At 32.5% G+C, this 15,634-nt stretch carries 7 protein-coding genes and 1 pseudogene; all 8 read left to right on the forward strand.

What is annotated here, in order from left to right; genetic code table 11:
* Positions 1-12 precede the first annotated feature (12 nt).
* Entirely contained in the window at positions 13-918 is a 906-nt protein-coding gene (locus HMPREF3058_RS00260; protein WP_002491301.1) for a LysR family transcriptional regulator, read from the forward strand.
* A 66-nt stretch (positions 919-984) separates the two neighbouring features.
* On the forward strand, positions 985-1,230 hold the full coding sequence (locus HMPREF3058_RS00265) for a hypothetical protein (RefSeq protein ID WP_002491282.1): 246 nt from the start codon (positions 985-987) through the stop codon (positions 1,228-1,230).
* A 560-nt stretch (positions 1,231-1,790) separates the two neighbouring features.
* Positions 1,791-3,209, forward strand: a complete 1,419-nt coding sequence (locus HMPREF3058_RS00270) for an MDR family MFS transporter (RefSeq protein ID WP_002491262.1) — start codon at positions 1,791-1,793, stop codon at positions 3,207-3,209.
* Positions 3,210-3,301: 92 nt separating this feature from the next.
* Positions 3,302-3,454, forward strand: a pseudogene (locus HMPREF3058_RS12365) (single-stranded DNA-binding protein).
* Between the two features lie 274 nt (positions 3,455-3,728).
* Positions 3,729-4,967: an MFS transporter gene (locus HMPREF3058_RS00275; protein ID WP_002491280.1), complete on the forward strand. Its 1,239-nt coding sequence runs from the start codon at positions 3,729-3,731 to the stop codon at positions 4,965-4,967.
* Between the two features lie 200 nt (positions 4,968-5,167).
* Positions 5,168-12,331, forward strand: coding sequence for an aureusimine non-ribosomal peptide synthetase AusA (ausA, locus tag HMPREF3058_RS00280; protein ID WP_002499525.1), 7,164 nt, complete (start codon positions 5,168-5,170; stop codon positions 12,329-12,331).
* Positions 12,332-12,340: 9 nt separating this feature from the next.
* On the forward strand, positions 12,341-12,964 hold the full coding sequence (gene ausB, locus HMPREF3058_RS00285; RefSeq protein ID WP_002491261.1) for an aureusimine biosynthesis 4'-phosphopantetheinyl transferase AusB: 624 nt from the start codon (positions 12,341-12,343) through the stop codon (positions 12,962-12,964).
* A gap of 369 nt (positions 12,965-13,333) precedes the next feature.
* Positions 13,334-15,520, forward strand: coding sequence for a YSIRK-targeted triacylglycerol lipase (lip, locus tag HMPREF3058_RS00290; RefSeq protein ID WP_002491298.1), 2,187 nt, complete (start codon positions 13,334-13,336; stop codon positions 15,518-15,520).
* Positions 15,521-15,634 lie beyond the last annotated feature (114 nt).

The raw sequence follows: 15,634 nt of genomic DNA on the forward strand, positions 1-15,634 counted from the left end.
AAGGAGAGAATTATGAACTTTGAACAGTTAGCATACGTAAAAAAGCTATATGAATTGGAATCAATGATTCAAGCGAGTGAAAGCATACATATTAGCCAATCTGCAATGAGTCAATCTCTCACTAATTTAGAAAAAGAATTAGGATATAAATTATTTTCACGTTCTAGAAAAGGAACTACTTTAACAGAAGCAGGAAACCGTTTAATACCGTTTATATTAGAAATACTGGAGTCTAAAGATGCACTATTATCAGAAATAGCTATGATGAGGACAAATATTAAAGGAACACTTAGAGTTGGTACGATTCCAACTCTCTTTCATAAAATACTACCCAAAGCTTTATCACAATTTAAAGATAACCACCCTAATGTTGATGTTGAAGTCATTGAAGCTGATAAAGATAGAATAAAAATGTTAGTTAAACATGGTGACATTGATATTGGTCTGATAGGTGTTACAGGACGAGAGGATGAAGATAGTCAAGTATCACAACACTCACTTAATTTAAGCTCTCATTTTAGATTGATTGTTCCTAAAAAGTCTAAATTAACTTTCAAAGAATATGTTAATTTGGAAGAAATTCAACAATATCCTTTTGTACTATATGATCGTGAGTTTTACCAACATCACTTGAAGAAATTTGAAGAAACGCACCATCCACTGAAGATTATTTTTAAAACCACTAATCCAATTGTTCTTATGCGAACAGTTGCTGAAGGTTTAGGTGTAGGTATCGTTTCAGCGTTAATGCTTGAAAATGAACCGTTTTTAGATAATGAACTCATAGAGTCAGTAACCCTAGGAAAACCATTTGATTATGTAGTAAATTTTATAGCAATTGTAAATAAAGAAAAGTCAAAACAACAAATAGTATTAGAATTCATTCACTATTTAAAGAAAAATGAAGAACCATTTTAAATACGTTAAGATAGACAATAGATGCGCAAGACAATTCAATGAATGTTTATGGAGGGATATAATTTTATGATTCATCTACAGAACATATTACCAGTCATTATATACGCTGTTTTGCTTGCTATTCATTACTTTTTATCGCGTACGGGAAATAAAATATTAGGCCTTATTGTGCCTGTTGGTGTGATTGCAAGTCTTGTATATATGTATCAAGCCGATATTATACATATGAAACTGATTGGCGTTATTATTATAGGTATTGTGGCTCTATTATTCTTGGCAGAGGAGTGGGTGAGAGCACAAAAGGATAAATAAAGGAAGTTAGTAATCCCTCAAGATGATTGTGACATAGCAGTCGTTGAGAAAATTTCAGGTTTTATATCATATAAATAAAGTTGAACATCATGAATAGCAACGAGAGGATAAAGTTTAACGAAAAGCGTTTTGTTATTAAGTGTTGTTGTGTAAATGATGACGCTAGTAAGTTGGGACTTGAAAAGGAATGTAGATAAATCAAATAGTGATATATGATTAATATCCGAGACATCATCAAATGTCTCGGGTATTTTTATGTATTCACATATGAGGATAGGGTTAAAATGTGATTATAACAAGGTTTAACTTATTCTATTGAAAAGCGTAGTTTATCGTATTTGATACGAAATTTATTTTACTTCTGTTAATTTTTAATCATTTTATACAGTTAAGTACTTATATAAGACTTCTAGGATATATTTCACAATGTAGTAATAATTCTTGTTAATGTGCAAGTAAGACTACCATTCATGTTATACCTACCAATTGTTTCTGTAATAGTCTTCCACACAATCTTAAGTTTGGTGTCTGCAACTTCATTTTGAAAGGAGTACCATTCTATGTCTAACATTTCGATGACGACTTCTAAACGTAATGCTATCGTTACGGTAATGCTCATTAGTGCTTTTGTGTCTATGCTCAATCAAACTATTTTAAACACCGCACTTCCAGCAATCATCAAAGGACTGAACATCACAGAAACAACAGCACAATGGTTAATTACCGGATTTATGCTTGTTAACGGTATTATGATTCCTCTTACTGCCTTTTTAATGGATAAATATTCGACACGTCATTTATATATTTTCTCAATGGCTATTTTTCTCATAGGATCTATTATAGCGGCATTTTCACCTACGTTTACAATTTTAATGATATCTCGTATTATCCAAGCGATTGGTGCCGGCATTCTTTTGCCTTTGATGCAGTTTACAGTATTTACACTGTTCCCTGCTGAACAACGTGGGTTTGCGATGGGATTGGCAGGTGTGGTTGTACAAAGTGCGCCTGCAATTGGTCCAACGTTAACTGGATTATTCGTAGATTTATTTAGTTGGAGAATGCCATTTTATCTTGTTTCAGCAATTGCTGTGGTGGCTTTTATTTTAGGATTTTTCTTTGTTGAAAATAATACAAAAACAAAAGACATTGTTCTTGATAAAATTTCAGTAGTTTATTCTACTTTCGGCTTTGGTTTAATATTATTCGCATTTAGTAGCGTGAGTACGTTTGGTATCACCTCTCTACCTGTCATTGTGACATTTGTACTCGGTATAGCCATTATCATAATTTTTACAACGCGTCAGCTTAAATTAAAACATCCATTGTTAAATATGCGTGTGTTTAAAAATAAAGTGTTCACACTTTCAGCTGTTTCTTCGATGCTAGTATATATTACAATGGTAAGTCCTGCGTTACTCATACCTATTTATATTCAAACAGGTTTAGGTCAATCCGCATTATTATCGGGGGTTGTCGTACTTCCAGGTGCGGTCATTAATGGATTAACGATGGTTTATACAGGAAAAATTTTTGATAAACATGGTATTAAAGTGCTTGTGATACCTGGTTTTATCTTACTCATTAGTATGACATTCTTATATTCGTTCCTTACTACAGGAACGCCGTATTGGTTTGTTATTCTTGTTTACACTATACGGATGATCGCATTAGGATTATTAGTGATGCCTCTTAATACAGTTGGACTGAATGCACTTGAGTCAGATGATGTCTCACATGGTACAGCAATTATGAATTCCTTACGCATCATTGCAGGTGCTATGGGTACAGCGATTAGTGTGACAATTTTATCAATAGTGGCAAAACAGTATACAGCTTCACACTCAACAATGTCAAAAATGAAACTAACACAAGAAGCAACAGTACATGGTATAGATGTTGCATTTATTTTTACTACAGTATTAATTATTATTGGATTTATCTTAGCGTTATTCATAAAAGAAGAAAAAAATCATTAATTATTCAAAAAACTGTATAAGAGAGACTGAATTATGGGATGAACCTGGGACACAAATTGATGTTCTAGGTTTTTTATAATGTAAAGACAGCGATGAACTTCTGGGCATTAACAGAGTGTATTTCAATAGACAAAGCAATTTGGGTATCGACTCTTAGAGAGTGAGACAATGAAGACATTATGAATATATGTCTTATTATTCAGCTTTTTAGTGGAAATTCAAATGGACTAACGGTTGTTAAATAAAAAATGAATTCCATCATAATTTCTAAATTCAAGCCCCATCCACCACTTAAATATACTGATGAAATTTTTTTATTTAAAATAAAATCGATCAATGAGAAATTGAAAGAACTTTTTAATCAATTTGTTTAATATGAAACTTGCATTTAAATATAAAAAAGACTATATATATTATGTGTGATGTAAAATTGAATTGCATTTAATTTATATGAGGTTAATCACTTTCTTTAAAGGTTTAAAAAGTATTATATGTTTTAACAGAGAAAGAAGGATGAATGTGAAGCAATTAAGTACAACTTTAAAAGTCCGATTAATATGCGATTTTTTTCAAAATATTATAGTCACGGCATTTTTACCATTTATTGCGTTGTATTTAACAGATATGGTCAATCAACATTTTGCAGGGCTTTTTTTATTTGCGCTAGTCATGATAAATTTTCCAATATCTTTAATTTCAGGTCATTTTATTGAACGTTTACCTAAAAAAACGTTAACACTAAGTTATCAATTGATATTAAGTTTAATGCTCGTAGTTATGGCGATTACAATCTCTGAACAAGCATATATGATCATTTTATTTTGCATCGCTTACGCAATATTTAGTATCACAATAGGCATGCAGCAACCTATAATGGACACGATTATTATGGATGCGATTACGCCTGAAGTTGAACAATATATTTATAAGATAAGTTATTGGCTGACGAATATTGCTGTTGCTCTTGGTGCGCTCATAGGTGGATTGATGTATGGAGCACATAAATCTATGTTGTTTTTCATCGCTTTTGTCATTTACATTATGGTTTTTATAGCACTTATCGTATGGTTGCCTAAAGATTTAAATATTGTCACTCAGTCGCAAACACATCACACTAATGAGAAACAATTCTCCATGGGTCAAATATTAAAAAGTTATAAACCAGTATTTAAAGATACAACATATCTACTTCTAATTATAGGATTTAGTATTTTAACGATGGGTGAGTTATCTGTATCATCATACATTTCAGTGCGTTTAAAACAAGAGTTTGATCCGATGATATTGTTTTCGTTACATATCGATGGCGTTAAAATGTATTCACTTCTATTAATGACGAATACAATCATTGTTATCATTTTTACCTATTTTATTTCAAAAATTGTTATGAAAATGGATGTTAAAACAGCATTATTGATTGGAATTATTTTTTATGTCATTGGATATTCGAACCTCACTTATCTTAATGATTTTACGTTACTTATCATATTTATGATTATAGCGACGATAGGTGAAATGGTATATTCTCCAATTCTTGAAGAAAATCGTTTTAAAATGGTTCCTTCTCATAAGAGAGGGACATATTCAGCAGTGCATGCTTTAGGATTTAACTTAGCTGAATTGCTTGCAAGATTTGGAATTATATTAGGTGTGTTTTTAACTTCAATGGAGATGGGGATTTATATGTTTGTTTTATTACTGCTAGGTGGCATGTCACTTTACATTTCAGTGAGTCGTTTTAATAATGCAAATTCATAATAATTTTTTTAATTAGAAATGTATAATTCGTACCAAATTGCTCGTAATTTTAAAAAAACTATATTTATTAAGATTTTGTTAATTTTCATATTCCTAATTGTTTTCTATAGTGAGAGTATACTAATATAAATCATGGCTAGAAAATATGATGTATGTTGTTTATGAGTTATTTTGGGAATGAATATGAAAGAAGGACTCTAATGAATATTGAAGCACTATATTTTCAAAAGTATTTTTATTTTAAACATTTAAATCAATCAAGTTCAGAACACAGGGTGACATATTGGGTAAAGTTAAGTCGCGACATTGAGTTACATAGATTAATGTATGCATTATTAGATGTCGTTCAAAATCAACCTGTGTTGCGCACACAGTTTGTGACAGATGATTTTAATCAACTCAAGATAAATTTAAGAGATTTTTTTCCATTTATTGAAATTCAAGAAGTTAATGAAATGTCGCAAAGTATAGATTTAGAAGCATTCTTTACACGTAATTTAAATTCCTACCATTTCAATCAATTACCTCTGTTTAATTTTAAGATTTATCAATTTCTTGATGAAGCCTATCTACTTTTAGATTTCCACGCTACTATTTTTAATGAAAGTCAATTAACTCCATTTTTGCAACAATTAAATATCGCTTATACCCACTCTTTAAAAAGTGAATATAGTATCTCGGATTTTTATAATTGGATCAAAGAAATGAACCAAAAGATGGATCAAAATCAAGCTGAGTGTCCATCAAAGCACTTCAACGTATTGAATGCAGACGGTGATAATTACGCTTACATACCTGTTAAGAATACATGTGAAAAGAAAAAAATGTGTTCTTTGCATACAGAACTACCATCTTTAGACATTGATGTGTGGATTGTAAGTATTTACTTAGCGCATCATTTTATAAGTCAGTCTTCTGATGTGACGTTAGGCATCCATTTTTCGATAGATAATAAAAATACTGAGAATATGATGGTTTTAAACACAGACATTGCCCCACTTAATTTAAGTGTTAGTCAAAGTGACGCCGTAAAAGATATGGTGGATGAGTGTTCCGCACTACTTGAAGAGCTTCAAATGTGTGGCGCGTCTTTTGTTGTTCAACCTAAAGCAGTACAAACAGATGTAGAAACGATGATTCATATTGAAAAAGTACAAGAACAATTTGAGCTTAATCATATATGTCATTATATACATCGTCTATACAATGAAGCATCATCATTAGCGGATTTAGAGTTTTATCCTCATGTACAGGGTGGTTTTGATATAGTTTATAATGACAACGTTTATGATGATTTAACTGTACATACGTTAGTCAAATTAATTAATGGAATTTATATGCAAATTACACAAAATCCATCATTATTAATTAAAGATATAAAACTCAGTGATCGATCAGATTTAGCTAAATATAACGACATCAATTTTCAAAACAATGACATCAATTATAGTGAGGTCACTTATAAAAGCGTGGTTGAAAGATTCGAACGTCAAGTGCACCAACATCCAGATAGTATTGCGTTGCAATATGAACAACAATCGATGACATATCATCAATTAAATCAATGTGCGAATCTTTTAGCATATAAATTGCGTTTAAATAATCAGATTGAACCTAATGATATGGTGGCGTTAATAGCAGAACGCAGCTTAGAGATGATTATTGGAATGTTAGGCATCTTGAAAGCTGGTGCAGGTTATATACCAATTGATCCAGATTATCCTGAAGAAAGAATAAATTATATTATTGAGGACGCAAAACCTAAAGCGGTTTTAACATATCGTACATCATTTCAATCAGATTTACCTCAAATGGATATAGAATTTATAGTTGGTTCAAGAGAACAAGAGATTGATAACCCGAGAGGCATTAATTGTTCAGAAGATATCGCTTATGTCATCTATACATCAGGAACGACTGGTAAACCTAAAGGGACACTGGTGCCACATAGAGGTATTGATCGCTTAGTACACAATCCAAATTATGTCGAATTAAACGAAAATACAGCCGTCTTATTATCAGGAACAGTAGCTTTTGATGCAGCAACCTTTGAAATATATGGTCCATTATTGAATGGTGGACGGTTAGTCATTACACCTAAAGATACATTGTTAAATCCTCAATTGTTAGATCAAGCTATTACTGAAAATAAAGTCAACACGATGTGGTTAACGTCATCTTTATTTAATCAAATTGCCAGCGAACGTATCGAAGCATTAGAATCTTTAACTTATTTGCTTATCGGTGGGGAAGTGTTAAATGCTAAGTGGGTTCACTTATTAAATTCACGTGAGTGTCATCCTCAAATAATCAATGGTTATGGACCGACAGAGAATACAACATTTACTACAACTTTTGCGATTCCACAAGAGATGCCTTCACGTATACCTATTGGTTTACCTATTAGTGGAACGACAGTTTATGTCATGCAAGGTGAACGTATTTGTGGTGTAGGTGTTCCAGGTGAATTGTGCATTGGTGGTGCAGGTTTAGCAAAAGGTTATTTAAATCAACCTAAACTTACTGCTGAACGTTTTATTCAGTCACCTTTTAATAATGAAATGCTTTATCGTAGCGGTGATTTAGTTCGTCTTCAAGAAGATGGCAATATTGATTATATTAGTCGTATCGATAAGCAAGTTAAAATACGTGGATTTAGAATAGAATTATCAGAAATTGAAAAAGCATTAGAAGCTATACGTGATATTAATAAAGCTGTAGTCATCGTTCGGGAACAAGACCAAGATAAACAAATAGTGGCATATTATGAAGCATCGCAATTAAAATCAACAGGTCAATTAAAAGATATTTTAAGTGGAACATTACCTGAATATATGATACCTGTGCATTTTATGAAGGTGGATCGTATACCCATCACGATGAATGGGAAATTAGATGTGCGTGCATTACCTGAAATTAATCTAAAGAATAATAGAAATTATGTAGAACCTCGTAACGATATTGAACGCACTGTTTGCCGTATTTTCGAAGAGATTTTACATATTGATCAGGTAGGTATTAAAGATAATTTCTTTGAACTAGGTGGACACTCTCTTAGAGCAACATTAGTTGTAAACCGTATTGAAGAAAGGTTGAAAAAACGTCTTAAAGTAGGTGATTTAATGAAATCTCCTACTGTAGAGCAACTAGGACAACAAATTGAAGAACTGCAAAATGATGTCTATGATGTAATTCCCAAAGCAAATGAATCGTATCAATATGATTTAAGTGCGTCTCAAAAAAGTATGTATCTATTATGGAAGGTCAATCCTAAAGACACAGTGTATAACATTCCATTCTTATGGAGATTATCTTCTGAACTCAATGTTATGCAATTGCAACGTGCATTATCTAAGTTGATTGAACGTCATGAAATATTACGAACACAATATGTAATTGATGACAATGAAGTTAAACAACGTATTGCAACACATGTTTTACCTGATTTTGAAGAGGTAACGACATCTCTAACGAACGAGCAAGATATTATTCAATCATTTATGGAACCGTTTGATTTAGAACAACCAAGTCAGATGCGAGTTAAATATATACATGGACCACAACAAGATTATTTATTTATGGATACTCATCATAGTATTAATGATGGTATGAGTAACACGATTTTACTATCTGATTTGAACGCTTTATATCAAGATAAATCATTACCTGAACTTAAGCTTCAGTATAAAGATTATAGTGAGTGGATGGTGCATAGAGATTTATCTAAACAACGTCGCTTTTGGTTACAACAATTTGAAAATCAGGTTCCAATATTAAACATGCCTACGGATTATCCTAGACCAAGTATTAAAACAACCAACGGTAATATGTTGTCGTTTCATTACAATCATCAAATCAAACAGCAATTGAAATCTTATGTAGAACAACATCAAGTGACAGACTTTATGTTCTTTGCTAGTGCAATCATGGTATTATTGCACAAATATACACGTCAGGACGATATCGCTATTGGTAGTGTAATCAGTGCGCGTACGCATCGCGATACTGAAAATATGTTAGGTATGTTTGCTAATACACTTGTATATCGTGGTCGACCACATGATCAAAAGACATGGGATCAATTGATGGCTGAGATGAAAGAGATGTGTCTAGGGGCATATGAACATCAAGAATATCCTTTTGAAAGCTTAGTCAATGATCTTGCTGATGAAAGAGATGCTTCACATAATCCGTTATTTGATGTGATGCTCGTACTTCAAAATAATGAAACAAATCATGCGAATTTTGGACATAGTCAACTGACACATATCCCACCTCAGTCAACAACAGCTAAATTTGATATGTCATTTATTATTGAAGAAGATCAAGATGGCTATGTCGTTAATATTGAATATAATACAGATTTATATAAACAAGAAACCATTCATCATATTGCTGAACAACTTCAAATGATTATTAAACATGTAATATCTACCGAAAACCTAAAAATTCAAGATATTGATGAAAATGATGACTTATTAATTTGGTTGGACAAGTATGTGAATGATTGTTCTTTAGACTTGCCAAAAAATAAGTCAATACAGCAACTTTTACATGATGTCATGAAAGCGAAAGCAGATGATGTAGCACTTAAAATGAATGGACAATCGATGACGTATCAAGAACTTGATGATTATTCTAATAGTATAGCTCAAACATTGATACATAATGGCATTCAAAAAGGGGAACGTGTAGCCCTTTTAACTGAACGAAGTTTTGAAATGGTTGCTAGTATGATTGCTGTATTAAAAGTTGGAGGTTCTTATGTACCTATTGACGTCACTTATCCCGATAAACGCATTGAATTTATTATTAAAGACGCTGAAGTCGCAGCAGTTCTCACATATGGAAAAACAATATCCTCACATATACCAGTAATTAAAATCGAAGATATTGATAACACTGAAAATAATAAAAGTTTAAATATAGAATATGCAGGGAATTTGGAAGATGATTTGTATCATATTTATACATCTGGAACAACAGGAAAGCCTAAAGCAGTATCAGTGAAACAACGTAATATATTAAATTTAGTGTGTGCTTGGACAAAAAGACTCAATTTATCCGATGATGAAGTCTATCTGCAGTACGCTAATTATGTGTTCGATGCTTCGGCAACTGATTTCTACTGTAGTTTATTAAATGGATATCCACTTGTCATTGCAACATCAGTTGAGCGGACCAATACAGATTTATTAGAAAAGTTAATTTCACAAGAAAATATCACCATCGCATCTATTCCACTACAGGTATATAATGTGATGCATCATTTTTACATTCCTAAAGTGGTTACAGGAGGTGCGACAAGTACGCCAGCATTTGTGCAGCATATCTCTAAGCATTGTGATATGTATGTTAATGCCTATGGTCCTTCTGAAAATACGGTTATCGCATCTTGTTGGATATACAAAAAAGGTGACGCCATACCATCGACTATTCCGATTGGGAAACCGTTAGCTAATGTTGATATTTTTATTATGTCAGGCGGTAAACTATGTGGCGTTGGTATTCCAGGTGAATTATGTATTGCAGGAGAAAGTTTAACTTCAGGATATTTAAACAGACCCGAACTATCGACGGAAAAATTTATTGAAAACCCGTTTGGTCCAGGACAACTTTATCGAAGTGGTGATTTAGCACGATTGATGCCAGATGGGCAAATTGAATTTCTTGGTAGAATAGACAAGCAAGTTAAAGTACATGGCTATCGCATTGAACTAGGTGAAATTGAAAATATCATTAATTCAGTAGATATTGTAACAGATAGCGTTGTTATTTTAGCTAAACAGGGTGAGCGTGAAGTGTTGCATGCTTATTATGTTGGAAGTCAAGAAGACGAAAATCATATTTCACAGCATTTAAATCAATATTTGCCTAAATACATGATTCCTAAGACATTAACAGCTATTAACGAAATTCCATTAACAGGAAATGATAAGGTGGATGAGTCAAAATTACCTGTACCTAATGTACACAAAAATAAATTTGTTGCACCACGTAATAATATCGAACGAGAAATAGCACAAATCGTTAGCGAAGTGTTGGACGTATCATCTATGAGTATAGATGATGACTTCTTTGAAATGGGTGGTACATCACTAGATGCAATGGTGGTAGTATCAAAACTAAAATCAAATGGCATACACATTACAATGCAAGATGTATATCAATTTAAAACTGTTCGTTATATAGCTAATCACACAGAAACACGCCAAGCACTACCAGAAGTAGTATTACCAGATCATCTACCACAATTACAATCATTAGTTGAACGACGATATCAACTAAAACCACAACACCTAGCGCAATCATCTTTAGGTCATGTATTGCTAACTGGTGCAACGGGGTTCCTAGGCGCATATTTAATTGATGAAATGCAAGATAATGCTGATCAAATTACATGTATTGTCAGAGGTCATGATATCAATCAAGCTAAGACTAACTTGGAAAATAATTTAAATTGTTATTTTGATATGGCTCATGTGGATAAATTAATGAAGCATATTGATATTGTTTTAGCTGATTTATCAGAACTTGATCACCTCATTATCGATTCAGCCATTGATACAATTATTCATGCCGGAGCACGTACAGATCACTTTGGTGATGATGAAACATTTTTTGATGTCAATGTAAGAAGTACACAAGCATTAATTGATTTAGCTAAGGATAAAAAAGCGAAATTAATCTATATATCAACGATAAGTGTAGGTACGGTGTTTGAAGCACATCAAGACGATATTTCATTTTCTGAAAAAGATTTATATAAAGGCCAGTTATTTACATCACCATACACTAAAAGTAAGTTTTATAGCGAGATTAAAGTGTTAGAAGCGGTTAATGAAGGTCTAGCAGCTCAGATTATAAGATTAGGAAATCTGACAAGTGCTTCTACCGGACCATTAAATATGAAAAATTTAACAACTAATCGTTTTAGTATTGTCATGCATGATTTATTAAAAATGCCGTTTATAGGAGAAAGTATATCGAAAGCTAAAGTTGAATTTTCATTTATCGATGTCACAGCACGCCATATTATTAAATTGGCAAGATCCAATGCAATACCTATTATTTATCATGTATACGCACCACGTTCAATAACTATGAAACAAGTAATTGACAATGCCAAAGGGTCAGAAATGACTGTAGTAAGTGATAGTGAGTTTGAACAGAAATTACATGAATTAGGTATGCATGAATTGATTGGTCTTAATAGTAATGGAGATAATCAAATTTCAGGTGTGACAGATTCAAATATGACTCAAACAGTAATGAAAGAATTACAAGGTGAATGGCCACATCTTTCTTACCAATGGTTGCAACAATGGTACCACTTATTATTTGAAAAATTTGATGCCAACTAGAGGTGAATCATGTATTTGTATGTGACTAAGGTGACAGAAACTTTAGAGGAAGTAGAATTGCTTTTGAATAGAAGTTCTCGTCAGTTGAAAAAACCAGAACGAATACACTATACATTTTTAAAGGATCGACTTATGCACCAATTAGGTGATGTATTGATTCAGTATGCTATTGAACAATGTGCTGGATTAACTCCTAAAGAATGGGGGTATCACATCACAACTATGGGTAAAGTTGAGATACGAAGTTCTTGTCATATATACGTGAGTCTTTCGTATAGTTATCCTTATATCGTTTGTATAATAGATAATCAGCCTATTGGTATTGATATCGAAGAAATGAAAGACTTAGATTATAAATATTTGGCAAAGAATTTTACAACAAATGAATTTAACCAAGTGACTACACTTAAAGATTTTTATGAAATTTGGACTAAGAAAGAAAGTTATACCAAACTCATTGGTGAGGGATTAGTGAATGGTTTAGACCGCTATGATGTGACACAAAATTTAAGATTTTTAAAAAAACAGGTCCAATTTACCTCAGTGGATTATTTTAAAAGACTCATTCAAATATCTCATATGAGTAAACATAGTTTGAACTTTGAAGTGGTGCCACTCACACAATTATTATAATGGTGTAAATTTACAAAAGACGCTTAAGCGATATGAAAATCGTTTGAGTGTCTTTTTAAGCTTTAAAGGTTGTACGATTGACTAATTGCTATCGAGATAGTGCATATGTGTGTATTTAAAGTTTAAATTTAAGTACATATTTTATTGTTGTTTATATAGTTGTAAAAAGAAATTAATAATAGATTAATATTCATTGTGTAAAATTGGTGTTGTTCTCATAATTTGTTAAATCATTCAGCTAAGAGAGAGGAGTTTATTGATGAAAGCCTGGATTCAAAGAATTTTAGAAATTATCCCGCGCGAAATTATTAATCTTTTCATTTAAGTCACGGTTATAAATGATATAAAAAAGATAGAGGTGCTTTAAACATGAAAAATAAAAAGAATTCATATAGCATTCGAAAATTAAGTGTTGGTGCGTCTTCAATCATTGTTGCATCGATGTTATTTATTGGCGGAGGCTCAGTACATGCTGCTGAATCCAATCATCTTGAAAATCAAGAACAATCAGAAGTAAGTGCATCACATTCTATTGAGCTGCAACACAAAGATCAAGAAATTCAACAACCTGAGAATAAAGATAATAAAAATTACCATTCAGAAACAATTGATAAAAATGCAACAATACATAACAATGACTACTCATATCATGAGACACCTAGTACTGACGTTAAATCTAATGAAGGCAAACAAATTGATAGTCAATCCAATCAACCTCAGACATCCATGACAAAGAATGATCAACAAAATCCTAAAAAAGTTGCGGAACATACAACGAAAGGTATAAATGCAAAAAAAGAAGAAACTAGAAAAAATGAAAATGCAAAAAGCCTAGTACAACCCCAACAAGATGATAAAACAACATCTGAACAAACAAAAATGAAAGAATCACGTGAACAGGAGATTACAAACGAGCAAAAGCAGTTACAAAGTAAAGATGTAAAAAATGCTCAACAAGAAAATCAAAATATAGACCAAGAAAAATCTCAAGAAAAAATTAACCTCCAACAATCGAGCATCGATAAGGCTCAAAAATCTTCAAGAATAGATGGAAAATTAGATCATCAATACAATAAAGATGCAACGCAATCGAATGAGGGTATTGCATCTGAGAATGTTTCAGAGCAGCATATAACAGCAAAAGATGCAGGTGTTACTCGAAATAATCGTGGAGATGAACATTTAAATCAAGAAAAGTCAACAACATCATCAGATAAAGAACTTAAAGTGGATGACATAGACAAAGATCTTTCAACAAAAGAATCTCCTGAAAATGAAAAAGATGATTCTAGAAAAGGGATTAAAGCACTCACTAAAAATTCTCAGGCAACAACAAGAAATACTGCGACAACAGAGGCATCCAAAGAATTGAAGGATCAAACAAATAAAGTAGCATCACAAAAAGAATATAAAAATCATGATCCTATTATTCTTGTACATGGATTTAATGGTTATGCATCAGGAACTGGTCCCATTACAGGAAAAGGTAACTATTGGGGTGGTGACCGTCTCAAAATTATTCAAGATTATAGAGCTAAAGGTTATAACGTGATGGAAGCAAGTGTAAGTGCATTTGGCAGTAATTATGATAGAGCTGTAGAATTGTACTATTACATTAAAGGTGGACGTGTAGACTATGGTGCGGCACATGCTGCAAAATATGGACACGAGCGTTACGGAAAAACATACGCCGGTGCTTATAAGGATTGGAAGCCTGGTCAAAAAATTCATCTCATTGGCCATAGTATGGGTGGTCAAACAATTCGTTATCTTGAAGAGTTATTACGTCATGGTAGTCCAGAAGAGGTAGAATACCAAAAACAACATGGTGGTGACATTTCTCCGTTATATAAAGGTGGGCAAGATAATATGATATCGTCTATTACTACTATTGCCACACCACATAATGGCACCCATGCTGCAGATTTATTAGGTAATGAAGAAATTATTAGACAAGTAGCATATGACTATGCAAGGTCAAAAGGTAATAAATTATCTCATGTTGATGTTGGTTTAAGTCAATGGGGACTTAAACAAAGAGAAGACGAAACATTAGTTCAATATATTCAACGTGTGAAACAAAGTAAATTATGGACAACAAAAGATAATGGATTCTATGATTTAACTACTGAGGGTACAGATATCTTAAATCAAAAAACATCCTTAAACCCCAATATTGTTTACAAAACATATCAGGGTGAATCTACAAGACCAGGTCCAAATGGTACTCAAAAAGCAGATGTCAATATGAACATAGGCTATACATTAACTGCAAATACGATTGGTAAAGTAAAAGACAAAGCGTGGAGAGAAAACGATGGACTTGTGTCTGTCATCTCTGGGCAATATCCATTGAACCAAGCGCATACGTCTGCGACAGATCAAGTTCAAAAAGGAGTATGGCAAGTGACACCAGTTAAACATAATTGGGACCATGGTGACTTCGTTGGTACAGATACATCAGAAGTTCGTATCTCTAAAGAAGAATTAGAAGATTTCTGGGACAACATGTTTGAAGATATGGTACGTAATGAAAAAGTGACAGATAAACAATAATTAAATAAAGAAAAATCAAAGGCACCTTATCCGGTCGATAGAAATTGTGAGCGGATAGGGTGTTTTATTTATATATGTATTTCTAGAATCAATGATTATATTTAAATTGCTATG

The sequence above is a fragment of the Staphylococcus sp. HMSC068G11 genome, assembly GCF_001815825.1.
Lineage (GTDB): Bacteria > Bacillota > Bacilli > Staphylococcales > Staphylococcaceae > Staphylococcus > Staphylococcus epidermidis.

Excerpts from the sequence above, each read along its gene's own strand:
- HMPREF3058_RS00260 (WP_002491301.1), top strand. The coding sequence starts at position 13 with ATGAACTTTGAACAGTTAGCATACGTAAAAAAGCTATATGAATTGGAA.
- HMPREF3058_RS00265 (WP_002491282.1), top strand. The coding sequence starts at position 985 with ATGATTCATCTACAGAACATATTACCAGTCATTATATACGCTGTTTTG.
- HMPREF3058_RS00270 (WP_002491262.1), top strand. The coding sequence starts at position 1,791 with ATGTCTAACATTTCGATGACGACTTCTAAACGTAATGCTATCGTTACG.
- ausA (WP_002499525.1), top strand. The coding sequence starts at position 5,168 with ATGAATATTGAAGCACTATATTTTCAAAAGTATTTTTATTTTAAACAT.
- ausB (WP_002491261.1), top strand. The coding sequence starts at position 12,341 with ATGTATTTGTATGTGACTAAGGTGACAGAAACTTTAGAGGAAGTAGAA.
- lip (WP_002491298.1), top strand. The coding sequence starts at position 13,334 with ATGAAAAATAAAAAGAATTCATATAGCATTCGAAAATTAAGTGTTGGT.